This window comes from Streptomyces mexicanus (assembly GCF_902506575.1).
GTDB classification, from domain to species: Bacteria; Actinomycetota; Actinomycetes; order Streptomycetales; family Streptomycetaceae; genus Streptomyces; species Streptomyces mexicanus.
This window is the reverse complement of record NZ_LR732544.1, coordinates 2,557,477-2,581,334: the sequence shown is the minus strand read 5'-3', so window position 1 is coordinate 2,581,334 and position 23,858 is coordinate 2,557,477. Positions and strand designations below refer to the sequence as shown.

General features: G+C 73.8%; 22 protein-coding genes and 1 pseudogene. 12 read left to right on the top strand and 11 right to left on the bottom strand.

Annotation, left to right across the window (positions count from 1 at the left end):
* Window position 1 precedes the first annotated feature (1 nt).
* The 4 genes from GV126_RS11595 to GV126_RS11580 are packed head-to-tail and all read right to left on the bottom strand — an operon-like array spanning window position 2 to window position 1,638.
* Complete coding sequence (locus GV126_RS11595; protein ID WP_159665310.1) at window positions 2-754, bottom strand: MnhB domain-containing protein; 753 nt, start codon at window positions 752-754, stop codon at window positions 2-4.
* Complete coding sequence (locus tag GV126_RS11590) at window positions 751-1,014, bottom strand: Na(+)/H(+) antiporter subunit B (RefSeq protein WP_159665307.1); 264 nt, start codon at window positions 1,012-1,014, stop codon at window positions 751-753. The genes GV126_RS11595 and GV126_RS11590 overlap by 4 nt, the downstream gene beginning before the upstream one ends.
* On the bottom strand, window positions 1,007-1,459 hold the full coding sequence (locus tag GV126_RS11585; RefSeq protein WP_159665304.1) for an MrpF/PhaF family protein: 453 nt from the start codon (window positions 1,457-1,459) through the stop codon (window positions 1,007-1,009). Before GV126_RS11585 ends, GV126_RS11590 begins: the two co-directional genes overlap by 8 nt.
* Entirely contained in the window at window positions 1,456-1,638 is a 183-nt protein-coding gene (locus GV126_RS11580) for a hypothetical protein (protein ID WP_159665301.1), read from the bottom strand. Before GV126_RS11580 ends, GV126_RS11585 begins: the two co-directional genes overlap by 4 nt.
* 268 nt (window positions 1,639-1,906) lie before the next feature.
* On the opposite strand from GV126_RS11580, the gene GV126_RS11575 reads away from it, so the two are divergent.
* Window positions 1,907-2,497, top strand: a complete 591-nt coding sequence (locus tag GV126_RS11575) for a VanZ family protein (RefSeq protein WP_159665298.1) — start codon at window positions 1,907-1,909, stop codon at window positions 2,495-2,497.
* 134 nt (window positions 2,498-2,631) lie between these two features.
* Window positions 2,632-3,882, top strand: a complete 1,251-nt coding sequence (locus GV126_RS11570) for a ricin-type beta-trefoil lectin domain protein (RefSeq protein WP_159665295.1) — start codon at window positions 2,632-2,634, stop codon at window positions 3,880-3,882.
* Between the two features lie 117 nt (window positions 3,883-3,999).
* Here the strand turns inward: GV126_RS11570 and GV126_RS11565 are convergent, their stop codons facing one another.
* Window positions 4,000-4,371 (bottom strand): PRC-barrel domain-containing protein, encoded by a 372-nt coding sequence (locus tag GV126_RS11565; RefSeq protein WP_159673566.1) that lies wholly within the window; start codon window positions 4,369-4,371, stop codon window positions 4,000-4,002.
* Window positions 4,372-4,805: 434 nt separating this feature from the next.
* Between GV126_RS11565 and GV126_RS11560 the strand changes: the two genes are divergently transcribed.
* Together GV126_RS11560 and GV126_RS11555 are read left to right on the top strand one after the other, a co-directional pair.
* Window positions 4,806-9,080, top strand: coding sequence for a HAMP domain-containing protein (locus GV126_RS11560; protein WP_159665292.1), 4,275 nt, complete (start codon window positions 4,806-4,808; stop codon window positions 9,078-9,080).
* A gap of 103 nt (window positions 9,081-9,183) precedes the next feature.
* On the top strand, window positions 9,184-11,625 hold the full coding sequence (locus GV126_RS11555) for a SpoIIE family protein phosphatase (RefSeq protein ID WP_159665289.1): 2,442 nt from the start codon (window positions 9,184-9,186) through the stop codon (window positions 11,623-11,625).
* Between the two features lie 147 nt (window positions 11,626-11,772).
* On the opposite strand, the gene GV126_RS11550 is transcribed toward GV126_RS11555, so the two are convergent.
* Complete coding sequence (locus GV126_RS11550; protein ID WP_159665286.1) at window positions 11,773-12,531, bottom strand: SDR family NAD(P)-dependent oxidoreductase; 759 nt, start codon at window positions 12,529-12,531, stop codon at window positions 11,773-11,775.
* A gap of 186 nt (window positions 12,532-12,717) precedes the next feature.
* Here GV126_RS11550 and GV126_RS11545 point away from each other — a divergent pair, with 186 nt between their 5' ends.
* Window positions 12,718-13,035 (top strand): ArsR/SmtB family transcription factor, encoded by a 318-nt coding sequence (locus GV126_RS11545; RefSeq protein WP_159665283.1) that lies wholly within the window; start codon window positions 12,718-12,720, stop codon window positions 13,033-13,035.
* A gap of 88 nt (window positions 13,036-13,123) precedes the next feature.
* Here the strand turns inward: GV126_RS11545 and GV126_RS11540 are convergent, their stop codons facing one another.
* Together GV126_RS11540 and GV126_RS11535 are read right to left on the bottom strand one after the other, a co-directional pair.
* Window positions 13,124-13,360 carry a hypothetical protein gene (locus GV126_RS11540; RefSeq protein WP_159665280.1) on the bottom strand — a complete coding sequence of 79 codons (237 nt, stop codon included), beginning with the start codon at window positions 13,358-13,360 and terminating at the stop codon, window positions 13,124-13,126.
* A gap of 261 nt (window positions 13,361-13,621) precedes the next feature.
* Complete coding sequence (locus GV126_RS11535) at window positions 13,622-14,434, bottom strand: SDR family oxidoreductase (RefSeq protein ID WP_159665277.1); 813 nt, start codon at window positions 14,432-14,434, stop codon at window positions 13,622-13,624.
* A gap of 130 nt (window positions 14,435-14,564) precedes the next feature.
* Here GV126_RS11535 and GV126_RS11530 point away from each other — a divergent pair, with 130 nt between their 5' ends.
* The 5 genes and pseudogenes from GV126_RS11530 to GV126_RS11510 all read left to right on the top strand — a co-directional run bounded on the left by GV126_RS11530 (window position 14,565) and on the right by GV126_RS11510 (window position 20,474).
* Window positions 14,565-15,602: a PHP domain-containing protein gene (locus tag GV126_RS11530; RefSeq protein ID WP_159665274.1), complete on the top strand. Its 1,038-nt coding sequence runs from the start codon at window positions 14,565-14,567 to the stop codon at window positions 15,600-15,602.
* A gap of 96 nt (window positions 15,603-15,698) precedes the next feature.
* Window positions 15,699-16,355: an HAD family hydrolase gene (locus tag GV126_RS11525; RefSeq protein ID WP_159665271.1), complete on the top strand. Its 657-nt coding sequence runs from the start codon at window positions 15,699-15,701 to the stop codon at window positions 16,353-16,355.
* A gap of 266 nt (window positions 16,356-16,621) precedes the next feature.
* A pseudogene (locus tag GV126_RS11520) lies at window positions 16,622-17,749 on the top strand (FUSC family protein); the annotation flags it as partial.
* Between the two features lie 629 nt (window positions 17,750-18,378).
* Complete coding sequence (locus GV126_RS11515) at window positions 18,379-19,362, top strand: SDR family NAD(P)-dependent oxidoreductase (protein WP_159665265.1); 984 nt, start codon at window positions 18,379-18,381, stop codon at window positions 19,360-19,362.
* A gap of 80 nt (window positions 19,363-19,442) precedes the next feature.
* Window positions 19,443-20,474 carry an SDR family oxidoreductase gene (locus GV126_RS11510; protein ID WP_159665092.1) on the top strand — a complete coding sequence of 344 codons (1,032 nt, stop codon included), beginning with the start codon at window positions 19,443-19,445 and terminating at the stop codon, window positions 20,472-20,474.
* An 89-nt stretch (window positions 20,475-20,563) separates the two neighbouring features.
* On the opposite strand, the gene GV126_RS11505 is transcribed toward GV126_RS11510, so the two are convergent.
* The 3 genes from GV126_RS11505 to GV126_RS11495 all read right to left on the bottom strand — a co-directional run bounded on the left by GV126_RS11505 (window position 20,564) and on the right by GV126_RS11495 (window position 22,279).
* Complete coding sequence (locus tag GV126_RS11505; protein WP_159665089.1) at window positions 20,564-20,857, bottom strand: hypothetical protein; 294 nt, start codon at window positions 20,855-20,857, stop codon at window positions 20,564-20,566.
* 136 nt (window positions 20,858-20,993) lie between these two features.
* Window positions 20,994-21,725 (bottom strand): DUF6624 domain-containing protein, encoded by a 732-nt coding sequence (locus GV126_RS11500; RefSeq protein ID WP_328707334.1) that lies wholly within the window; start codon window positions 21,723-21,725, stop codon window positions 20,994-20,996.
* Complete coding sequence (locus GV126_RS11495) at window positions 21,722-22,279, bottom strand: ATP-binding protein (RefSeq protein ID WP_159665086.1); 558 nt, start codon at window positions 22,277-22,279, stop codon at window positions 21,722-21,724. Before GV126_RS11495 ends, GV126_RS11500 begins: the two co-directional genes overlap by 4 nt.
* Before the next feature lie 252 nt (window positions 22,280-22,531).
* Here GV126_RS11495 and GV126_RS11490 point away from each other — a divergent pair, with 252 nt between their 5' ends.
* On the top strand, window positions 22,532-23,398 hold the full coding sequence (locus GV126_RS11490; RefSeq protein WP_500304459.1) for a Sco1979 family transcriptional regulator: 867 nt from the start codon (window positions 22,532-22,534) through the stop codon (window positions 23,396-23,398).
* A gap of 3 nt (window positions 23,399-23,401) precedes the next feature.
* Complete coding sequence (locus GV126_RS11485; protein WP_159665080.1) at window positions 23,402-23,656, top strand: DUF397 domain-containing protein; 255 nt, start codon at window positions 23,402-23,404, stop codon at window positions 23,654-23,656.
* Window positions 23,657-23,858: the final 202 nt, after the last annotated feature.

Here is a 23,858-nt window from a genome sequence, read left to right as displayed (position 1 = left end):
CTCACGGCGCGCTCATCTCCCCTTTCGCCTCCTCGATCTCGACGGCCTGGTCCAGGAAGCGGGCCAGCAGCACCACCACCGCGCAGGCGACCTCCACGCCGATGGCCGCGTTCAGCAGCGGCACGGTGCCGCCGGAGGACAGCGTGTTGAAGGTGCCGTAGGGCAGCAGGGTGTTGGCGAGGAAGGCGGTGCCCGTCAGCACCCCGGCCAGGCCCAGCAGCAGGTAGGCCGAGGCGGACAGCGCGTCGGTGACCTCGTAGGCCTCGACGGGACGGATGCGTTCCAGGGCGGCGTAGTCGGCGCCGAGGTACATCAGGTGCAGGGAGGTCGCGGCGACCACGCCGCCCTGGAACCCGCCGCCGGGGCTGAGCTGGCCGTGGGCGATGACGTACAGGCCGGTGACCAGGGCGACGGGCAGCACGATCAGCGCGTAGCGGCGCACCGGGGGGACGACCTCGCAGGGCTCGGGCGGGTCGCGGTGCTCGTCGCGGGCCTGCCGCAGCAGCACCACGCAGCCGAGGACGGCCCCGAACAGGATCGTCATCTCGCCCATCGTGTCGAAGGCGCGCTGGTCGAAGTTGACGGAGGCGACGGTGTTGGCGGTGTGCCGGGCCAGGGAGGTGCGCACGGCCCGGTCGCCGTAGGGGTGCCACAGGCCACCGAAGGCGGGCAGGCGCAGGCAGGCCGCGACGAGCAGCGCGGCCAGGCCGCCGCCGCCCAGGCACACCAGCCACAGCCGCACGCGCGGGGTCACTGCGTGCCGTCCTTGCCGTGGGCGGAGCGCCGCCGGACCTTGCGCACCGACAGCATGATCAGCAGCGGGGTGAGGGCCGAGCCCACGGCGAGCTGCGACAGCCCGACGTCGGGTGCCTGCAGCACGGTGAACAGCACGGCGAGGGCGGTGCCGAGCACGGCCAGGACGAGCGCCTGGCGGGCCGGGTCGCGGTTGACGACGGCGGCCGTGGCGGCGACGGCGACGGCCAGCAGGGCGACGACGATCACCGCGTCAGCCACGGCCCACCCCCGGGAAGCCGCCGGACAGCGCCCGGGAGGCCAGCAGGTTGCCGCCGATCAGCAGGGCCCCGACGATCAGCAGCTTCACCATCGCCCGGCCCGGTCCCGTCACCGCGCACAGCACCAGCACGACGACCACGCCGACCGTCACGGCCGCCCAGGTCGGTCCCCAGCCGGCGGGGTTCTCCTCGGCGAGGTCGTCGGCGAGCAGCCGGGCGAAGACGAGCGTGCCGACCGGGCCGAGCAGGGCCAGCAGCAGCGCGAGGTCGACGTAGGAGGTGCGGCCGTAGCCCTGGGCGAGCAGCAGCAGGCCGGGGCAGACCAGGGCGGTGGAGAGGTTCTGGGCGATGACGCGGCGCCCGAGCCCGCCGGTGGACACCCCCCACAGGGTCGTGCCGAGGCCGCCGGCCAGGACGACCGTCGCGGCCGGGATCCAGCCGTTCACCGCCGCTTCACCGCCTGCCGGCCGGCCCGCGCGACGAGCGCGCCCACGCCCGCGGCGCCCGCGCCGACCACCCATTCCAGGGTGTAGACGGTGCTGATCAGCATCAGCCACAGCACGACGAGCGCGGCCCACCAGGCCAGCACCCCGCCCACGGCGAGGAGTGTTCTGCGCGGGTTCACCCGCCACCACCTCCGCAGGCTCGGCTTTCCTCCGTCGATCCGCGCCGTACCTCGCGTACGCGCCCTTCGGCATCCAAGCACCGCCCCGGCCGAGGGCGGCACGGCGGCGCGCGGGTCCGGACCCCGGATGCCCCGTCAGCAGCAACGGAAACCGGCCCGGTGGGGGTGCCCCGAGCCGGCGCGGCACGCGGGAGCGGCGACGGCATCGTCGGGTGGTTCGCGGGTAACCGGGGGTGCACAAGGGCCAGTTGACGTCGGGAGGCCGGAGATGTCCCGGGGCGCGCTTCGTCTGCACTTCAGGGCCGGATCACACGCGACGAAACCGCGGCGCGCGCCGCGACCGCGCCCGCGACCGCGCCTACACCTACGCCCACGCCCGGTGGCCGGCGGTCGACGGCCCCTGGCCTGGCCGCTCCGGCTGCTGGCGATGGCGGGCGCGTTCGCCTTCATGGTGGCCTTCGCCGTGGTCCTGGCCCGGCTGACGCTCGAGCCCTCGCCCGCCTCCTCGCCCCTGGTGCACACCAATCTGCATCCGGGCCGCTCGCTGCGCGCCTACCTGGAGCAGCCCGGGCTGCGCGACACGGTCAAGCAGATCGGCGGCAACCTGCTGCTCGGGGTGCCGTTCGGGGTGCTGGTGCCGGGGGTGGCGCCGCGGGCGCGCGGGCTGCTGCGCGTGGTGGCACTGACCGCGATCGTCATGCTGCTGGTGGAGTTCGCCCAGGGCGCGCTGATCACCGGGCGGGCGTTCGACATCGACGACGTCATCCTCAACACGGCGGGGGCGCTCGCCGGTCATCTGCTGCTGGGGCGGAGGCTGGGCCGGGCGGTCCACGCGCGCGCCCCGCGCGAGCGTGCCTGAGCGGCCGTTCACCGACCAGTCCGCACCACGGTATTGACGACCCCTTAGTTCACTCCTTAAATCAAGGGCGACACCTTCACCCCCCACCACGGTCGGCGCGCCCCGCACCGGGCCGCCGCACGGAAGGGAGAGCCGTGGCCGCCCCCCGCCCGCTCCGCAGATGCCTGCTCGCCGCCCTGTCCGCCCTGCTCGCCGGATCCGCCCTGGCCGGGCCCGCGCAGGCGGCCGGCTCGGGCACCACCTCCGCCTCCGCCGCGGCGGTGACGACGTTCTCCGACACTTTCGACGGACCCGCGGGCGCGGCCGTCGACTCCTCCAAGTGGCAGCTGGAGACCGGCGACAACGTCAACAACCACGAGCGGCAGTACTACACCTCGGGCACGAAGAACGCGGCCCTGGACGGCCAGGGCCATCTGGTCATCACCGCGCGGCGCGAGAACCCCGCCAACTACCAGTGCTGGTACGGCACCTGCCAGTACACCTCGGCCCGGCTGAACACCTCCGGGAAGTTCGCCGCGCAGTACGGGCACGTCGAGGCCCGCATGAAGATACCCCGGGGGCAGGGCATGTGGCCGGCATTCTGGATGCTGGGCACCGACCTCGGGCAGGTGGGCTGGCCGAACTCCGGTGAGATCGACGTGATGGAGAACGTCGGCTTCGAGCCCTCCACGGTGCACGGCACCATCCACGGCCCGGGCTACTCCGGCTCCGCCGGCATCGGCGCGCCCTACTCGCTGCCGAACGGCCAGGCCTTCGCGGACGCCTTCCACACCTTCGCCGTGGACTGGGCCCCCGACTCGATCAGCTGGTCGGTGGACGGCACCGTCTACCAGCGCCGCCCCCCCGCCGACCTGGGCGGCAAGACCTGGGTGTTCAACAAGCCGTTCTTCCTCATCCTGAACCTCGCGGTGGGCGGCTACTGGCCCGGCGACCCGGACGCCTCCACGTCCTTCCCGCAGCAGCTGGTGGTCGACTCGGTCTCGGTCACCACGAGCAACACCTCCACCGGCGCCGCGATCCGGGGGCTGGCGGGCAAGTGCGTGGACGTGGCCGGCGCGAATTCCGCCAACGGCACACCCGTCCAGCTCTACGACTGCAACGGCACCGCCGCCCAGCAGTGGACGGTCGGCTCCGACGGCACGCTGCGCGCGCTGGGCAAGTGCCTGGACGTGACCGACAACGGCACCGCGGACGGCTCCACCGTCCAGCTGTGGGACTGCACCGGCGGCCCGAACCAGAAGTGGGTCGTCACCGACGCGCACGACATCGTCAACCCGCAGGCGAACAAGTGCCTGGACGTCACCGGCAACACCTCGGCCAACGGCACCCGCCTGCAGATCTGGACGTGCACCGGCGGCGCCAACCAGAAGTGGACGGTGGGCTGAGCCACCCGGCCCCACGGGGACGGCCGCGGCGCCCGTGCGCGGGCGCCGCGGCCGTCCCCGTGCCGTGCCCGCGCCGCTCCGCCCCCGGCCCCCGGGTGCGTCGCCGTGCCGGCCCGCTCAGGCGGTGGCCCGCGCGGCGGGCGGAAGGCTGTGGTAGTACGCCCCCACGCGGGTCAGGTAGTCCGGGTCCATGGTCTCGCTGTCGACATGGAAGCGCGGCGCAGCCTTGACCTCCGCCCGCGAACAGCTCACCGTGATCCTGCGCTCGTCCGGGTCGATGCCGAGCACCACTCCGGCCGGCACCAGCACGCTCTTGCCGAACACCCACGCGCCGGTGTCCACGACCAGGTGGCGCATCCCGAAGTGGTCGGCCTCCCGGTCCACATGGCCGATCGTGCCGTCGGCGCCGGTCACCGTGAAGCCGCTCAGGTCCGTGCCCCCGGCGGGGGCGGCCTGCGGCCGGTAGGACCAGATGGCGTCGGTGGTCACACTGCCGTCGGTGGTCACACTGCTCCTTTCTCCCGGGACGGGTGCGCGTTTCCGGCGAACGGGGCGCTCCCGCCCCCGGCCCTGACCCATCCGCTCCGGCTCCACGGCACCGACTACCCTCCGCGCCCGGCCGCATGCGGCCGACCGGGCGCCGGCGCCACCTGGGAGAACGACCGTCCGGTGGGCGGCCGGACACACCGCCGAACCGCGCCGTCCCGCCCGCGGACCGCGGGGGTCCGGGTCAGGGTTTTCGGTGGACGGGATGTGGCGGAGTGTTTTGTTCGGTGAAGGCCAGGTGGGTTAACCTGCGGCGTATTTTCTCATCGCGCAGATCCGCACCAGGCGGACTGCATGCGGTGCGGGCCGGTCACGGTCCGCCGGGGTGGTCGAGTCCTCGCCTTCGGGGACTCCTGGGGAGCGGGACGAGGGGGCGCATGACCAGCGACAGGGCCGAGGTCGTCGACGCGGTGCCGGGCGAGGGAGAGCTGAGGCAGCTCCTGGCGGGCCTGACGGCCGTGCGGGACGGCGACTTCGGGACGCGTCTGCCCGAGGACGCGGGCGGCCTCATGGGCGACATCGCGACGGTGTTCAACGGCATGGTGGACCAGCTGTCCGTGTTCACCTCCGAGGTCACCCGCGTGGCCCGGGAGGTGGGCACCGAGGGCACGCTGGGCGGTCAGGCGGAGGTGCCGGGGGTCTCCGGCACCTGGGCCGACCTGACCGACTCGGTCAACGCGATGGCCGGGAACCTGACCACGCAGGTGCGTGACATCGCGCAGGTGGCCACGGCGGTGGCCAAGGGCGACCTGTCGCAGAAGATCGACGTGCCCGCGCGGGGCGAGATCCTGCAGCTGAAGAACACCGTCAACACGATGGTCGACCAGCTCTCCGCCTTCGCCGACGAAGTCACCCGCGTCGCCCGCGAGGTCGGCACCGAAGGACGCCTCGGCGGCCAGGCGAAGGTGCACGGTGTCGCCGGGGTGTGGCGGGACCTGACCGACTCGGGCAACTTCATGGCGGGCAACCTCACCGCCCAGGTCCGCAACGTCGCCCAGGTGACGACCGCGGTCGCCAAGGGCGACCTCTCCCAGAAGATCACCGTCGACGCCCGCGGCGAGATCCTGGAACTGAAGAACACCATCAACACGATGGTCGACCAGCTCTCCGCCTTCGCCGACGAAGTCACCCGCGTCGCCCGCGAGGTCGGCACCGAAGGACGCCTCGGCGGCCAGGCCGACGTCAAGGGCGTCAAGGGCACCTGGCGGGACCTGACCGACTCGGTCAACTTCATGGCGGGCAACCTCACCGCCCAGGTCCGCAACGTCGCCCAGGTGGCGACCGCGGTCGCCAAGGGCGACCTCTCCCAGAAGATCACCGTCGACGCCCGCGGCGAGATCCTGGAACTGAAGAACACCATCAACACGATGGTCGACCAGCTCTCCGCCTTCGCCGACGAAGTCACCCGCGTCGCCCGCGAGGTCGGCACCGAAGGACGCCTGGGCGGCCAGGCCGACGTCAAGGGCGTCTCGGGCACCTGGAAGGACCTCACCGACAACGTCAACGTGATGGCGTCCAACCTGACCGGCCAGGTGCGCTCCATCGCCCAGGTCGCCACCGCCGTGGCCCGCGGCGACCTCTCACGCAAGATCACCGTTGAGGCCAAGGGCGAGGTGGCGGCGCTCGCCGACGTCATCAACACGATGGTCGACACGCTCTCGGCGTTCGCCGACGAGGTCACCCGCGTCGCCCGCGAGGTCGGCACCGAAGGACGCCTGGGCGGCCAGGCACACGTGCCGAACGTGGCGGGCACCTGGAAGGACCTCACCGACAACGTCAACTCGATGGCGAACAACCTGACCGGCCAGGTGCGCAACATCGCGCTGGTGACGACCGCCGTGGCCCGGGGCGATTTGTCGAAGAAGATCGACGTCGACGCCCGCGGCGAGATCCTGGAGCTGAAGACGACCATCAACACGATGGTCGACCAGCTCTCCGCCTTCGCCGACGAGGTCACCCGCGTCGCCCGCGAGGTCGGCACCGAAGGACGCCTGGGCGGCCAGGCGGAGGTGGAGGGTGTCTCGGGCACCTGGAAGCGGCTGACGGAGAACGTCAACGAGCTGGCCGGGAACCTGACCCGGCAGGTGCGCGCGATCGGCGCGGTGGCCAGCGCCGTCGCCGAGGGCGATCTGACCCGCTCGATCACGGTCGAGGCCTCGGGCGAGGTCGCCGAGCTGAAGGACAACATCAACTCCATGGTGGAGTCCCTGCGCCAGACCACGCGGGCCAACCAGGAGCAGGACTGGCTGAAGACCAACCTGGCGCGCATCGCCGGGCTGATGCAGGGCCACCGGGACCTGCCCGTGGTGGCCGAGTTGATCATGGAGGAGCTGACACCGCTGGTGTCGGCCCAGTACGGCGCCTTCTACCTCGCCGAGGACGGCGAGCGCGGCCCGGAGCTGCGCCTCGTCGGCTCCTACGGCAGGCCCGACGACGACGAGCGGCCCACCCGCTTCGCCTTCGGCCGCTCGCTGGTCGGCCAGGCCGCGCGCAGCCGCCGCACCATCGCCGTCGACGAGCTGCCGCCCGGCTACGTCAGCATCTCCTCCGGGCTCGGCCAGGCGGTGCCGGCCGCGCTGATCCTGCTGCCGATCCTCTTCGAGGATCAGGTCCTCGGCGTCATCGAGCTGGCCTCGGTCACCGCGTTCACCCCGATCCACCGGGACTTCCTGGAGCAGTTGCGCGAGACGCTCGGGGTCAACCTCAACACGATCGTGGCCAACGCCCGCACCGACGAGCTGCTCCAGGAGTCGCAGCGGCTGACCGCCGAACTCCAGCAGCGCTCCGCCGAGTTGCAGTCCCAGCAGGAGGAGCTGCAGCGCTCCAACGCGGAACTGGAGGAGAAGGCCACCCTGCTCGCCGCGCAGAACGCCGACATCGAGGCGAAGAACCTGCAGATCGAGCAGGCCCGGCAGGAACTGGAGGCCCGCGCCCAGCAGTTGTCGCTGGCCTCGAAGTACAAGTCGGAGTTCCTGGCCAACATGAGCCACGAGCTGCGCACCCCGCTCAACAGCCTGCTCATCCTCGCCCAGTTGCTCGCCCAGAACCCCTCGCGCAACCTCACCCCCAAGCAGGTGGAGTACGCCGGGATCATCCACTCCGCGGGCAGCGACCTGCTGCAGCTGATCAACGACATCCTCGACCTGTCGAAGGTCGAGGCCGGCAAGATGGATGTCGCCCCCGAGCGGGTGCCGCTGAGCCGGCTCATCGAGTACGTCGAGGCCACCTTCCGGCCGATGACGACCCAGAAGGGGCTGCAGTTCTCCGTCCGCACGTCCCCGGGCGCGCCCGCGGACCTGCTCACCGACGACTCCCGGCTGCGGCAGGTGCTGCGCAATCTGCTGTCCAACGCCGTGAAGTTCACCGAGCAGGGCAGCGTCGAGCTGTCCATCGAGCCCGCCTCCGACGAGGAGGTGCCCGCGGACGTCGTGCGCGGCGGCGCCGTCGTGGCGTTCCGGGTGAAGGACACCGGCATCGGCATCCAGGAGCAGCACCTGGAGTCGATCTTCGGCGCGTTCCAGCAGGCGGACGGGACCACCAGCCGCAAGTACGGCGGGACCGGGCTCGGCCTGTCCATCACCCGGGAGATCGCCCACCTGCTCGGCGGGGCCGTGGCGGTGGACAGCACCCCTGGCCGGGGCAGCACCTTCACGCTGTACCTGCCCGTGGCCCGGCCCGACTTCGAGGAACTGCTCGGCAGCGGCCGCCCCGCGCGCAAGGAGCCGGCCGAGCTGGTCCCCGCCGCCTCCGCGGCCCAGGAGGCCGTCCCGCAGGCGGCCGGTGCCGGGCGGCGTCCGCGCCGGCTGCTGGTGGTGGAGGAACGGACGCGCGGGCTGCTGACCTTGGTCGCCGAGAGCGTGGTCGCGGACGCGGCCCGGCACACCCCGGACGACGGCTCCGCACCGCCCGCGGTGGACGTCATCACCGCCGTCGGGGCGCAGGAGGCGGCGGGCGCGCTGGCCGCCGAGCCGTGCCACTGCGTGGTGCTGGACCTGGACATGCCCGACGGGGAGGCCGACCGCTTCCTCGAGGCCCTGCGGGGCGACTCGGCGCTGGCGGGCGTACCGGTGCTCGTCCACAGCGGCAGGCGGCCGGGCGAGGCCCGGGCGACGGCCCCGCGCGCGCACCGCGACGACGGGTCGCCGGAGGTCCTCTCCAGCCTGGACGAACTGCGCGAGCGCATCGCCCTGCACCTGTCCGCCGAGCAACCCGGCGACGTGCTCTCCCTGGTGCGTCCCGAGGACCCCCAGGACCTCGCGCCGCCGGTCGACGACAGCTTCCAGGGCCGCACGGTCCTGGTCGTCGACGACGACGCCCGCAACCTGTTCGCGCTCAGCGGCATCCTGGAGATGTACGGCTTCCGGGTGCTGCACGCGGAGAACGGCCGCAAGGGCATCGACACCCTGCTCGGCAACCCGGACATCGCGCTGGTGCTGATGGACGTGATGATGCCGGAGATGGACGGCTACACCGCCACCGCCGAGATCCGCCGGCTGCCGCAGTACGCCGAGCTGCCGATCATCGCCGTCACCGCCAAAGCGATGCCCGGCGACCGGGAGAAGCCCCTGGCGTCCGGCGCCAGCGACTACGTCACCAAGCCCGTCGACACCCACGACCTGATCGCCTGCGTCCGGCGCTGGCTGCCGGCGTGAACGCGCCGGTCACCGTGCCCGTGCCGCCGGCCGGCGGCACGCGGCCGGCCCGGCGCGGCACCCGCCGCGTCCCAGCGTCGTCCAGCCGAGGAGCATCCGCATCGTGAGCACGCCCGAGCAGACACGTGAGCCGGACGGCGCCGAGCCGCGCCCGGAGCCGTCCGTGGGCGGCCCGCGGACGGTGGCCGGCGATCCGCCGGTGCCGGACCTGGCGGGCGTCTCCCCCACCTCCCCCGTCGGCCGGCTGGCCGCGACCGTCGAGCGGCTGCGCCGCGAGGTGCGGGCCGCGCAGGCGGAGGCGGAGGGCCGGGCCCTGATCGAGCTGGCCAAGGGCATCCTGGTGGAACGGCTCGGCTGCGGACCCGCGCAGGCCGCCCGGCAGCTCGCGGAGCTCACCGAGCAGGCTCGGGTCACCCCGCTGGAGTTCGCGGTGGAGGTCATCAACCAGGCCGCCCGTGACCGGGTGGTGGAGGTCACCGGAACCTTCCTGGCCGCCGCGGCGGCACCCGAACGGGACGCCGCCGCGGTGCGGCTGCGGACGGCGGAGAGCGGCGCGTTGGCCGCCGACGACACCCAGGCCGTCGCCGACTCCCTGCTGGAACACGCGCTGCGCCCGCTCGGCGCGGTGGCCGTGGCCGTGTGGGCCGCGGGCGCCGACGGCTCGCTCACCCTCGCCGGCAGCGCCGGGTTCTCCCCGGCGGAGGCCACCCGATGGCGTTACGTGCCGCCGGAGGTGGCCACCGTGGCACGCCGCGGTCTGACCGAGCGCGACGGCCAGTGGTTCGAGTCGCTCTCCGCCACCGGGTTGCCCACCATCGGCCGCCACCTGTACCCGGACGGCGGGCGGGTCGCGGTGCCCGCCGGGACGGGGGGCCGCATCCACGGCGTCCTGGAGATCGCCTGGCCGGGGCCGCTGGAGCCGCAGCCGCCGCAGGTCGTGCGGCAGGTGGAGGCGCTCGCCGAGCTGTGCGCGCACACCCTGGAGACGTCCACGGTGCCTCAGGAGGCGGGCGGCGAACGGCCTCTCCTGCCGGACGCCGCCGAACTGATGGACCTCGCGGACGGGCTGCACGACCCGGCGCTGGTCCTGGTGCCGCACCTCGACGGCTCCGGGCAGCTGGTGGACTTCCGCATCCAGCACGTCAACAGCCGCTTCCTGGACCCGGCGGGCCGTCCGCGCGCCGTGATCAGCGGTGCGCTGCTCCTGGAGGCGTACCCGCTGGCGGCCGGGAGCAGCGAGCTGTTCCAGCGGGTGGAGCGGGTGTACGCCACCGGTGAGCCGTTCCGGGCGCGCCGGATGCAGCTGACCGCGCTGGTCGACCAGGTGGCGCTGTCGGCGGTCGCGGACATCAGCATCAGCCGGCACGGCAGCAGCGTGCTGCTGATCTGGCGCATCGAGGACGAGACGGCCCGGCTGGCGAGTCTGCTCCAGCACGCCCAGCGCCTGGGCCGCATCGGCGGCTTCGAGGAGAACCTGCTCACCGGTGAGATCACCTGGAACGACCAGCTGTTCCACCTGTACGGCAGGTCCCCGGCGAGCGGGCCGGTGCCGTTGGAGGAGCTGCCCGCGCACGCCCACGCGGACGACGCGGTGGCCCTCGGGCGGTTCCTGCGCACCCTGCTGCACCGCCGGCGGCCGGCCTCTGCGGCGTTCCGGCTGCAGCGCCCCGACGGGGTGACCCGGCACATCCGGGTGGTCGCCGAGCCGGTGCTCGACACCGACGGCCGGCTCTTCGTCGTCCGGGGCGCCTACCAGGACATCTCCGCCCAGCACTGGACGGAGGTGGCGCTCGCCGCCACCCGGGACCAGCTCGCCCACACCGAGCAGCAGGCGAGCGAACGCAACCGGCTGGCCCTGCAGTTGCAGCACGCCATCATGCCGCCGGCCCAGGCACCGCTGACGGTGCCCGGTCTGGAGGTCGCGGTGCGCTACCGGCCCGCGGAGACCGAGCATCTGGTGGGCGGCGACTGGTACGACGCCGTGGTGCTGCCCTCCGGGCTGGTGCTGCTGTGCGTCGGGGACGTCGCCGGCCACGGCATCGAGGCCGCCACCAGCATGGTCGTGCTGCGCAACGCGCTGCGCGGCCTGGCCGTGACGGGGGCGGGACCGGGCCAGTTGCTGTCCTGGCTGAACATCGTGGCCCACCATCTGACCGGCGCCGTCACCGCCACCGCGGTCTGCGCCGTGTACGACCCCGAGCGGCGCACGCTGCGCTGGGCGCGGGCCGGGCATCTGCCGCCGGTGCTGGTGCGGGGACGGGAGGCGGCACCGCTGCCGCTGGTGAAGGGCCTGCTGCTGGGCGCCGTGCCCGAGGCCGGGTACGAGGAGGCCGAGGTGCAGTGCGCGCCGGAGGACACCCTGCTGCTGTACACCGACGGGCTGATCGAACGCCGGGACCGGTCGGTGGAGGAGTCCCTGACCCACCTGCTCACCACGGCCCGCAGCGCGCCCAGGACGCTGGACCAGCAGCTCGACCGCCTGCTCACCTACAGCAGGTCGGACACGGACGACGACACGTGCATCGTGGGGATCAGGGTGGCGTAGGGGCTTTCGTTCTCGTTCAGTCCGGATCAGGGAGCGAGGTGGCGTCGGTGCCCGGCTCGGTGTCGTCGGCGGAACCGGCGGGGACCGGCAGGGGGCGGTGCGAGCAACCCGCGTGTCACGGTCCCCGCCCCGGCAGGCAGGCGGGGGTCAGACGAGTTCCAACCCGCCGTCGATCGTGAGGATCTGGCCCGTGAGCCAGGTCGCCGCGGGATCGGCGAAGCGCACGATCCAGGACGCGACTTCCTCGGGTCGGCCTCGCCTGCCCAGGGGGATGAGGGCGGCCTGCTCCTTCTTGACCCGTGCCACCTCCTCCTCGGTGAGACCGCTCATGGACAGCGCCTCGCTCTCGGTCGGGCCGGGCGCTATGGCGTTCACCCTGACCCCGTCCCCGGCCAGTTCCAGCGCCCAGGTACGGGTCAGCTGTTCCACGGCGGCCTTGGACGCCGCGTAGTGGGCGGCGCCGGGCTGCGGGCGGTGGCCGTAGGTGCTGGAGATGTTGACGATCGATCCGCGGGTGCGGCGCAGATGGGGGAACGCCGCTTGAGCGAGCATGGTGGGCGCGACGACGTTGAGGTCGAACAGATCGGTGATGCGCCGGCGTGTCACTTCATGGAAGGAAACGCGTGCGGTGGCGCCCGCGTTGTTCACCAGCACGTCCAGTTGCTTCCATCGGTCGATCGCCGCGCCGATGATCAGTTCGGGAGCCTGCTCCAGGCGCACGTCGACGGCGAGGGTCGCGATGCCGGGATGCAGGGCGGCGGTCTCTTCCAGGGCGCTGCGGCGCCGCCCCACACCGAGGACGTGAGCCCCCGCTTCGGCCATCGCGAGCGCGGTCGCCCGGCCGATCCCCGATCCTGCGCCGGTCACGATCGCCACGCGGCCGTCGAGGGTGGGCTGATGCTTCATGACGGTACTTCCTCACTCGGGACGGATGGCCGGGCCGGTGCGACGACGCGGCCCGGCGCCGAGGCTCCCGCTTAGCCCTCCTCGGTATCGCGCCCCTTCACGGGTGAGGCAACGCAGGGGGCGGCTGGACGGTGCCCGCACACCACAATAATCGAATTTCGTCGATGTTCGAAGTATGCTGGGGTCGTGCCCAGAGAACTGACCCATCCCGACCTCGAAGCGGTCACCCTCGCGAAAGTGCTCTCAGCCCTCGGTGACCCCGTCCGCCTCTACATCATGAGCGTCCTCGCGGACGGCGACGAACACATGCGCACGGACTTCGACGTGCACCTCGCCCAGTCCACCTTCAGCCACCACATCAAGGTGCTCCGCGACGCCGGGCTCCTCCTGCAACGCATGGAAGGCACACGCTGCTACGTGTCCCTGCGTGAGGACGCACTGAAGAGGTTCGCCGCGGTGCTCGACAGCGTCCTGGCTGCGGACAGAGCGGAACGCGCCAGTTGATCAGCTCGTCCGCTGCACCGCTTGAACGGGGCGGGCGGGTGTCCTCCACCAGACCCGCACCCCATCCGGCCCGACCGGACGGAAGAACCTAGCGGGTCGTCCAGGTGAACTTGTCGCCGCCCACCCAGCGGACCGCGTCCGGGTCGTCCAGGTCGTGCACCGTGATGCCGAACGCCGCGGCGGCCTCCAGGACGTCGGTGACGGTCCTGGCCTCGCCGATCACCTCACCGTCGATCTCCACGATGCGGAACGGCGGGTCGCCCGGCTGCACCCGGGACACCCTGATGCGTGGCTGGGAGATGTGGGGGCACGAGCTCTCGGTCATGTGTTCCAGCCTAGGTCGGAAGGGTGGACAACACGTCGGGGCGGCGGTCAAGGAGTTCTTTGCGCCGTCTTTGCCGCACGGGCCGCCCTGCGGACGCGGTGTCGCAGAGGGGGCACGCGCCGTGCCGTACGGCGGACGCGGGCCGTACGGCCGAGGCGCGGGCCGTGCGGCGGACCTGCGGGGGTCGTACGGTCTGCGCGCGGGCCGTGCGACGGACACGTGGGGGGCCGCACGTCCGTGGCGGCGCGCGGGCCGGGTCGGTCAGGGTCGCCGCCAGTCGTCGCCGGTCATGTGGGAGCCGGCCATCGGGCCCATGCGGAGCATGCCGCCGTCCACGCTCCAGGACGCCCCGGTCACGTAGGAGGCGTCGGGGCCGGCGAGGAAGGCGATCACGGCGGCGCCCTCGCGGGCGTCGCCGGGACGGCCCAGCGGCACGCCGGGGCGGTGCTCGGTGTGCACGTCGGTGTCCTCCTGCCCGGTCATCGGCGTGGCGATCTCGCCGGGGGCGACGGCGTTGACGGTGATGCCGTGCTCGGCCAGTTCCAGGGCCATCACCTGGGTGAGCAGGCCGAGGCCGCCCTTGGCCGCGCAGTACGGGCCGGCGCCCACCCGGGGCTGGTGCTCGTGCACCGAGGTGACGTTGACGATGCGGCCGCCGCCGCCCTGCGCGATCATCCGGCGGGCCGCCTTCTGCCCGCACAGCAGCGGCCCGACCAGGTCCACGTCCAGCACCCGGCGCACATCGTCCAGACGCAGGTCGAGGAACGGCGTGGCGGTACCCGTGCCCGCGTTGTTGACCAGCACGTCGATGCGGTCGCCGAGGGCGTCGGCCAGTTCGTCGACGGCGTCGGCGGCCGCGGGCAGCCGGGTGAGGTCCATCCGGGTGACCGCCGCCCGGCGGCCCAGGGAACGGACCTCCTCGGCGGTCCGCTCGGCCCCCTCCTCGTCGCTGTGCCAGGTGATGCCGACGTCCAGCCCCGCCTCGGCCAGGCGGACGGCGGTGGCGCGGCCGATGCCGGAGTCGGAACCGGTGATCACGGCCACCTTCGCGGCGGCGGGTGCGGGCGCGGACATGGCGGTGCCTCCTGGGGGTGGGGGTGCTGCCGGACGAGGCATCGCAGTACCCGGGGGTGTGCCGGGCAAACCCGGGCCGCCGTGTGGTGGGCCCGCCCGGACCTGGGCAACCCTGGGGGTGGAGGTGGCCATGGACCCCGTCGAGGCACTGGAGCGGATCGCCTTCCTGCTGGAGCGCTCGCAGGCGCCGACGTACCGCGTGCGCGCGTTCCGCACGGCCGCCAGGGTGCTGTCCGCCCTGCCGGCCGGCGAGATCGCCGAGCGGGCCGCGGCCGGGACCCTCGAGGCGCTCAAGGGCGTCGGCCCGCGGACCGCCGAGGTGGCGCGGGAGGCGGCGGCCGGGCAGGTGCCCGGGTATCTGCGCAAGCTGGAGGACGAGGCGGGCGGCCCGCCCACCGGGCCCGGCGCGCGGCTGCGGGCGCTGCTGCGCGGCGACTGCCACCTGCACTCCGACTGGTCCGACGGTGGCAGCCCGATCGAGGAGATGGGCCGGGCCGCGGCGGGCCTCGGTCACGAGTGGGCGGTGCTCACCGACCACTCGCCGCGGCTGACCGTGGCCCGCGGGCTGTCCCCCGACCGGCTGCGCGAGCAGCTGCGGGTGGTGGCGGAGCTCAACGAGACCTGGGCGCCCTTCCGGCTGCTCACCGGCATCGAGTGCGACATCCTGGAGGACGGCTCCCTCGACCAGGAACCGGACCTGCTGGAGCGACTCGACGTCGTCGTGGTGTCCGTGCACTCCAAGCTGCGCATGGACGCGCGGGCGATGACCCGCCGCATGGTGGCCGCCGTCCGCGACCCGCACTCCGACGTGCTCGGCCACTGCACCGGCCGGCTGCTGACCGGGCGGGGCCGCCCGGAGTCCACGTTCGACGCGGACGAGGTGTTCGCCGCGTGTGCCGAGACCGGCACCGCCGTGGAGATCAACAGCCGCCCGGAGCGGCTGGACCCGCCCCGGCGGCTGCTGCGCCGCGCGGTCGATGCGGGGACGCTGCTGTCCATCGACACCGACGCCCACGCGCCGGGGCAGCTGGACTGGCAGATCAACGGCTGCGCCCGCGCCGAGGAGTGCGGGGTGCCGCCGGAGCGGGTGGTGACCACGTGGTCCCTGGACGACCTGCTGGGCTGGGCCCGGGAGCGTCGTGTGCCGCCCGGCGTGGCGGGCGCCTGACGTGGTACCCGAACGCACAGCCGCGCCCGCGACGCACAGCGGCGGGCGACCTGCCGAGCGAGAACGACACCGAGAAGCGCAGGAGAGGAACCCCGGATGGACCGTGCCGCCGTGTTCGACGTCGACGGAACCCTGGTCGACACCAACCACCTCCACGTCGCCACCTGGTGGGAGGCCTTCCGGCAGGCGGGCCACCGGGTGCCGATGCACGCCATCCACCGCTCCGTGGGCCTCGGCTCGACGGACCTGATCGCCCATCTGCTCGGCGAGGACCGCGACACCGAGCAGGACGCCCGGCTGAGCGCGGCGCACACCGCGCTGTACGCCCAGTACTTCGACCGGCTGCCCGCCTTCGCCGACGCCGGACGGCTGCTGCGCCGCCTGCACGAGGACGGCTGGACGGTGGTCCTGGCCACCTCGGCGAGCGGCCCGGAGCTGAGCGCGCTGCGCCGCGCCATCGACGCCGACGACGCCATCGCCGCCACGGCCTCCTCCGACGACGTGGAGGAGGGCAAACCCGCGCCGGAACCGGTCCAGCACGCCCTGGACCTCGTCGGAGTACCGAAGGAGCGGGCGGTGTTCGTGGGCGACACCGTCTGGGACATGCGGGCCGGCCGCCGCGCCGGGGTGCGGTGCGTGGGCCTGCTGTGCGGCGGGATCCCGCGCGCCGACCTTCAGGAGGCGGGCGCGGACACGGTGTACGACGATCCCGCGCACCTGCTGGCGTCGCTGAAGGACAGCCCCCTGGCCTGAGCGGGCCGGCCGCGGCGCCGCCCCGCGGCCGGCCGGCCCCGCGCAGCGCACATGTGACGCATTCCGCGCGCAGGGGTCGGCCGCCTTGCGGATACCCGCCCCGAATGACGCGTGTGCCGCACCCTTCCCAGCGAGACCGGCTCGACGACTCGCCGCCGGACTCCCCACGGACCTCACCCCGCCCCGGAGCGCCGCCGCCACGGCGCCGCCCGGCCGGCCTGGGCTCGTTGCCGGACCGGCTGCTCGGCCCGCACCCGCTGCACGCCGTGGGCGAGGAGGCGCACCGGGTCTGGCGGGCCGCCCGGGCCGCGGTGCGCGGCCCCGGCCGGGAGCGGGACGTGGTGGTGCAGTCCCTGAAGGCCGCCGCGGCGGCCCTGCTCGCCTGGTTCGTCGCCGCCGACCGGCTGGGCGACCCGATGGCGATGATGGCGCCCTGGGTGGCGCTGGTCATGGTGCGGGCCACCGTGTACGGCTCGCTGCGGCAGGCGACCCAGCAGTGCGCGGCGATCTGCGTGGGCACCCTGCTGGCGTCGGCGGCCCTTTCGGTCACCGGGCACACCCTGGGCGCGCTCGCCGTGTCCCTGCCGCTGCTGGTGCTGCTGGCGAACTGGCCGCGCTTCGGCGACCAGGGCATCTACGGCGCCACCACCGCGGTGTTCACGCTCGCCTCGGGCAGTGTCTCGGCCGCCTCGGTCGGGCACCGGCTGGGGCAGGCGGCGCTCGGCGCGGCGATCGGGGTCGCCGTCAACGCGCTCGTCCTGCCGCCGATCCACCTGCGGGACGTACGGGAGAACCTGGCCGCGGTCGCCCGGGAGGCGGGTGACGTGGTGTGCGCGGTCGCGGGCGACCTGCGCGGCGGCGACTGGGACGCGCGCACCGCGGCCGGCTGGTCCCGCGGCGCGGCCCGGCTGGAGCAGCGCCTGGACACGCTGCACTCGGCCCGGCGCTGGGCGCAGGAGAGCCTGCGCCTGACCAGCGGGGTGCTGCGCGCGCTGCGCCGGGCGCCGTCGTCGGTGCCGGCCGAGGAGGAGGACGAACGCTGGAGCCGGATCACCGGGCACGTGCGGGCACTGACCCGGACGCTGGTGATCGCGGCCGACGAGGACCGCGCGCCCGCGCCGCCGGACGGGCCGGTGCTGCGCACGTACGCCGATCTGCTGGAGCTGATCGCCGCGGCCTGCCACGCGGAGAGCCGGCGCCTGCTGGGCGAACCCGAGGCCGGCGGGCCGGACGGCCGCGCCCAGGCGGTGTGGCGGGAGCTGCATCACCGGCTGCAGCAGCAACTGCGGGAGCACGCGGGTCGGGAGGCGGCCCGCGCGACGGTCCTCGGGTCGCTGCTGCTGCAGGCCGAGAGCCTGTGGACGGAGGCCGCACCGGGCGCGGCCCGGGAGGCGGCGGCCGGCCGGGGCACCGTACGGGAAGAGGACGACGACCGGGCGTCCGCGCACCGGGCGCGGGACGACCGGCACGTCGCGGAGCAGCCGCAGGCCGGCCGGGACGCCACCGGGGAAGCGCACGCCGGTCACGGCGCCACGCGCGAGGCCCCGGAGGGACACGGCGCCACGCCGGAAGCGCACGACAGTGACGGCGCCACACGCGAGGCCCAGGACGATCGCGGCGCGACACGGGAGGCCCAGGACGGTCGCCTCGCCGCCGAGGAAGGGCCGGACAGTCGCGGTCCCGCCGCGGAGGCCGATGCCGTGCGGATCCCACCGGAGTGACGCAGATCACCGCAATTACCGGCAGAACCCGGAACACCGGACCTTCGGTATCCGTTGAACCCTGCGTGGGTGCGGATGGGACAGTGTCCCCGGGCCTCACCTATTGCCCACAGGGACGATCGTTCGGCTGAAGCCCTGTGGAGCGTCTCGCCGAGAGGCGACCGCCATGCGTACCCACATCTGGACCGCCCCGGCCGCGATCCCCCCGTCCGGCCGGGGCTTTCTCCTGTCCGCTCCCCGTCCGGCGGATCGCGCGGCGCCGGGCTTGACTTCGAGAGCGCTCCAGTTCGTAGCGTGCCGACATGAGCACTACGCCACAGCACAAGATCGGTTCGGGATTCGGCGCGACCAGCACCGCCGACGACGTCCTGCGGGGCATCGACCTGACCGGAAAGCTCGCGATCGTCACCGGCGGCTACTCGGGCCTCGGCCTGGAGACCACCCGGTCGCTGACCAAGGCCGGCGCCCACGTCGTCGTCCCCGCGCGCAGGCCGGACGTCGCCGAGGAGGCGCTGGCGGGCATCGACCGCACGGAGGTCGACGAGCTCGACCTCGCCGACCTGGACAGCGTCCGCGGCTTCGCCGAGCGGTTCCTGGCCTCCGGCCGCACCCTGGACATCGTCATCAACAACGCCGGCATCATGGCCTGCCCCGAGACCCGGGTCGGCCCGGGCTGGGAGGCCCAGTTCGCCACCAACCACCTCGGGCACTTCGCGCTGGTCAACCGCCTGTGGCCGGCGATCGAGCCGGGCGGGGCCCGGGTGGTCTCGGTCTCCTCGCGCGGCCACCACTTCTCCCCCGTCCGCTGGGACGACCCGCACTGGCGGCAGGGCTACGACAAGTGGGCCGCGTACGGCCAGGCCAAGACCGCCAACGTCCTGTTCGCCGTCCACCTGGACCGGCTCGCCCGGGACCGCGGCGTGCGGGCCTTCGCCCTGCACCCCGGCGGCATCCTCACCCCGCTCCAGCGCCACCTGGCGAAGGAGGAGATGATCGAGCGCGGCTGGATCGACGAGAACGGCACCGTGCTGCACCCCGAGCAGTTCAAGTCCCCGCAGCAGGGCGCCGCCACCCAGGTCTGGGCGGCGACCTCCCCGCGACTGGACGGCCTGGGCGGCGTCTACCTGGAGGACTGCGACATCGCGGAGCCGGCCCGGGACGGTGTCGAGACCCGGGACGGTGTGGTGACGGGCGGGGTCAAGCCGTGGGCCACCGACCCCGCCGAGGCCGCCCGGCTGTGGGCGCTGTCGGCGGAGCTGACGGGCGTGGACGCGTTCGCGGCCTGAGGCGTCCTGCGGCCGGGTTGATCTGCGGGGACCGGGTACTCGGGGGTGCGATCGTCAGCCCCGCCGAGAGGAGCCCCAAGGTGAGCAGTGCACCGGGCAACAGGGTCGTCGTCACGGGTGCCACCGGCAACGTCGGGACCAGTGTCGTCCGCCTCCTCTCCGAGGATCCGGACATCGGGACCGTCCGGGGCCTGGCCCGCCGGATCCCGGACTGGTCGCCGCCGAAGACGCAGTGGTCGGCGGTCGACATCGCCTCCGAGCAGACCTCGCTCGCCGGACAGTTCGCGGGCGCCGACGCCGTGATCCACCTGGCCTGGGCCTTCCAGCCCACACACGATCCGGCGACGACCTGGCGCACCAACGTCCTCGGCAGCATCCGGGTGTTCGAGGCGGTGGCCGCCGCCCGGGTGCCGGTGCTGGTGCACGCCTCGTCGGTGGGCGCCTACTCGCCGGGACCGAAGGACCACGCCGTGGACGAGTCCTGGCCGACCCACGGCTGGCCGGACGCGGCGTACACCCGGGAGAAGGCGTACCTGGAACGGGCGCTGGACACCTTCGAGCGGGACCACCCGGAGATCAGGGTGGTGCGCATGCGCCCCGCCTTCATGTTCAAGCGGGAGTCCGCGAGCGAGCAGCGGCGCATCTTCGGCGGCCGGTTCCTGCCGGGGCCGCTGGCCCGGCCCGAACTGCTGCCGTTCCTGCCGGACATCCCCGGGCTGCGGGTGCAGGCCCTGCACACGGACGACGGTGCCCGGGCCTACCAGCTGGCGCTGCGGCACGAGGTGCGCGGCGCGTTCAACCTGGCCGCCGCCCCGCCGCTGGACGCCGAGGTGCTCCGCGCGCTGCTGGGCGTCCAGCGGCGGGGGCGCCCGCCGCGCGGCGCGGCCCGCCCGGCGATCGCCGCCGCCCGGGGGCTGCATCTGCTGCCCGCCTCGCCGCCCCTGTTCGACGCGGTACTGCGCCTTCCGCTGCTGGACTGCACCCGGGCCCGCACCGAACTGGGCTGGAACCCGCAGCACACGGCGACCGAGGCCGTCCAGGAACTGTTGCAGGGTCTGCAGCACGGGGACGGCGCGGCCACCGAGCCCCTGCGGGGCCGGAAGGTCGGCTGACCGGGCAGGGGATCAGCGGGGATCAACCAGGCGGCAGCCGAGACTCAGAAGGGCGTCGGATCAACCGGGCGAGCCCACCGGGCGGCGGATCAGCCGGGCGGCTCGTCCGGCACGGGGTGCTCGGGATGCCCCGTGCGGGTCTGCGGGGCGCCCCGGCGTCCGGTGCCCGCCTCGTCGGTGTCGGGCACGTCCCGCTCGTCGGGCAGGTCCCCGCCCTCGGATGCGTCCCGCTCCCCGGCGGAGCCTTCCGTGCGGCCCGCCCGGCGCGTGCCGGTCTCGGCGGCCTCCCAGGGGTCCTCCCCGGGGCGGGCCTGCTGGTCGGGCATGTCCCTCGGGACGCGCGCGCCGTACGCGCCGGGGGTTCCTCGGCGGTGCTCGGTCACGGCCTGCTCCCTTCGCGCTCGGCGTGCTGGGCGAGGCGCGGGTACCTCCCCGGTGACCCGCGAAACCTGCCGTCCGCGCCGGTGACCTGCGAAACCCGCCGCCCGGACACCCCGCGGCGTTTGCCGGGCACGGCGCTCAGCGGCCCGAGCGCAGCGCCCTCATCTGCTCCTCCAGCGGGCCGAGGCCGACGTCCTGGCGGCGCTCGTCGACCGTGTCCGGGCGGCGGACCGGGTAGGGGCGCAGCGTGACGGGGTTGACCCGGGTCCCGTAGAACTGCGGCTCGCCCAGGTCCACGGCGCAGTGGTCGGCGATGTAGGCGAAGTGCACCGCGGGGATGCGGCCGTCCGCCGTGGCCTGCTCGATCAGGTCCCGGCAGCGCAGCCGGAAGTCCAGGTCGGGGGCGTGCAACAGGATCATCAACGCCGCCGTGGACGCGGTGGGACCGACGAGGTCGGCGGCCGGCCAGCCGTGCCGGCGCACGATCGCCTCCAGGGCCGCTGCGTTGTCCCGCCGGCACTCGGCGACCCGGCGGCGGCGCTCCGGGGTGGGTGCGGTGCCCGCCTCCCGCGTCGCCTTCCGGTCCTCCTCCGCCCTGCGCACCAGCTCCGCCGCCACGGCGCAGGCGGTGCTCACCTCCGGTTCGGCGGCCTGCGGGTGCCCGGCGGGACCCTCGTCCACGGCGGGTCGCGTCTCATGGACCGGCCGCCGCACACCGGCCGTCCGTTCGCCCCCGGCGCGGGCCGCCGGGACGACGGCCCCCGCAGGCGGCGCCGCCGGGCCCGGGGTGCGGGCCGCGGACCGCTGTGTGGCCAGGTGCTCCCGCACCGGCGGTGCGAAGGCCAGGGCCGGGCCAGGGAACGCGGTCATCGCGCACTCCTCCCCCGTAGCGTGAACCACACTCTCTTCCCGCGGCGGCCGGGCTCGGGCGGGGCCATGCCCCAGTCGTCGGCGATCGCGGCGACGATGGCCAGGCCGCGTCCGGACTCCGCGGCGGCGTCCGCGGCGCGGCGCCGCGGCAGTACCGGAGAGGAGTCGGCCACCGTCACCCGCAGGGTGCAGCCGCTCCACTCGACGGTCAGGGTGACCGTGTCCCGCGGATCGGTGCTCGCGTGCTTGACCGCGTTGGCGAACAGCTCGTCCGTGGCCAGCACCGCGCTGTCGCACTGGTCGGCCGGCAGCCGCAGCCCGGCCAGGTGCGCGGTGACCAGACGCCTGACCGCCGATGCCCACGAGGGGTCGGCGGGCACCGTGGAACGCAGACGCAGCGGCTCGCTCGCGACGTCGCCGGCCTGTCCGGCGGCCCCGGCGCTTCCGGTGGCCGTGTCGACGCCGGGGATCCCGGGCGGCCCGGCCAGGGCGGTCGGCGTACGGCCGGCCGGGCCGTCCTCGGCGTTCGGCTGTCCGTCGGTCACGGTGGTCATCCAGGTCTCGCCTCGCAGTCCCGTGCGGTGGGGGCCGCACCGCACCTGACGGAACATCAGTTCCCCTGCCGCCGCGCGCAGTTGTCCGCCGGGTGCGGGGCGCGAGCGGCAGGTCCCCGGATCACTATGATGTCGCACACACTCAGCTCGCAACCGGCGTTCTGATAATTTCAGAAAGATCCGCATCACTCTGTCGCCCTCGCCCGGAGCGTGGCACACTGCCGCTGTGGCGGCCGTTCCGGGAGGTCAGGAGTGAGCGAGAACCGCTCTGGCGGCACTGCACCCACTGTTCTGCGGATGGTTCTCGGCAAGCGCCTGCGTCAACTGCGGGAACAGGCCGGAGTGTCGTTCGAGGAGGCGGCCCGGGTCATCGAGGTGACGCCGCTGACCGTGCGCCGCATGGAGAAGGCCGAAGTCGGGCTGCGCATCCCGTACGTGAAGGAACTGCTGCGCACCTACGGGGTGGCGGCCGCGGAGATCGACGACTTCGTCGCCATGGCCCGCGAGGCCAACAAGCCCGGCTGGTGGTACTCGTACCGCGATGTGCTGCCCGAGTGGTTCAAGGCCTACGTGAGCCTGGAGAGCGAGGCCAGCGTCATCCGCCTGTACGAACCCCACTACATACCCGGCCTGTTGCAGACCCCCGAGTACGCCACCGCGCTGATGCGCGTCGGCTTCCCCAACGAGTCGAAGGAGGACATCGCCCGCCGCGTGGACCTGCGCCTTCGGCGCCAGGACCTGCTGAGCAAGCCCGACGCCCCGGTGATGTGGGCCATCCTGGACGAGACGGTGCTGCGCCGTCCCGTCGGCGGCGCCGAGGTGATGCGGGCGCAGATAGACCACCTCATCGAGTCCCTGGACCTGCCGAAGGTGCGGATCCAGGTCATGCGGTTCTCCGTGGGGGCCCACCCGGGAGCCTACGGACCCTTCCACCACTTCCGCTTCGGGTTCTCCGAACTGCCCGACATCGTCTACACCGAGAACCTGGCGGGCTCGGTCTACTACGACCGGCCCGAGGACGTCGTCACCTACCTCGAAGTACTGGACCGGATGTCCGTGCAGGCGGAACCGGTCGCCCGGACCAGGGACATCCTGGGCGAACTGCGTAAGGAGTTGTGATCCATGGCATCCACGTCCTCCCACGGCCCCGTCCGCAACGGCATGCCGGCCCGCGAGCTGGGAACCGAGGGCTGGCACAAGCCCTGGAGCGGTACCAACGGGGGCTCCTGCGTCGAGGCCAAGCGGCTGCCCGACGGCCGGGTCGCCGTGCGCCAGTCCACCGACCCCGACGGGCCCGCGCTGATCTACACCCGTGAGGAGATGGTCACGTTCCTCCAGGGCGCCAAGGCGGGCCTGGCGGACTTCCTGGTCGACTGAGCCGGCTCAGGGCCGCACCGCATCCCCTCCCCTGCGATCCATCCCGTCCCGGACCAGGACCGCAACCGCGTCCGGTCCGCTCGCGGACCAGGGCCGGACCGCTTCCGGGCCGCGACCGAACCGTGCCCGGGCCGCGGGCCGGCCCGCCCGCGGGGGCCCGGCGCGCGCCGGGCGGCCGGGTCGGCCGCGTGCTGTACTGGGA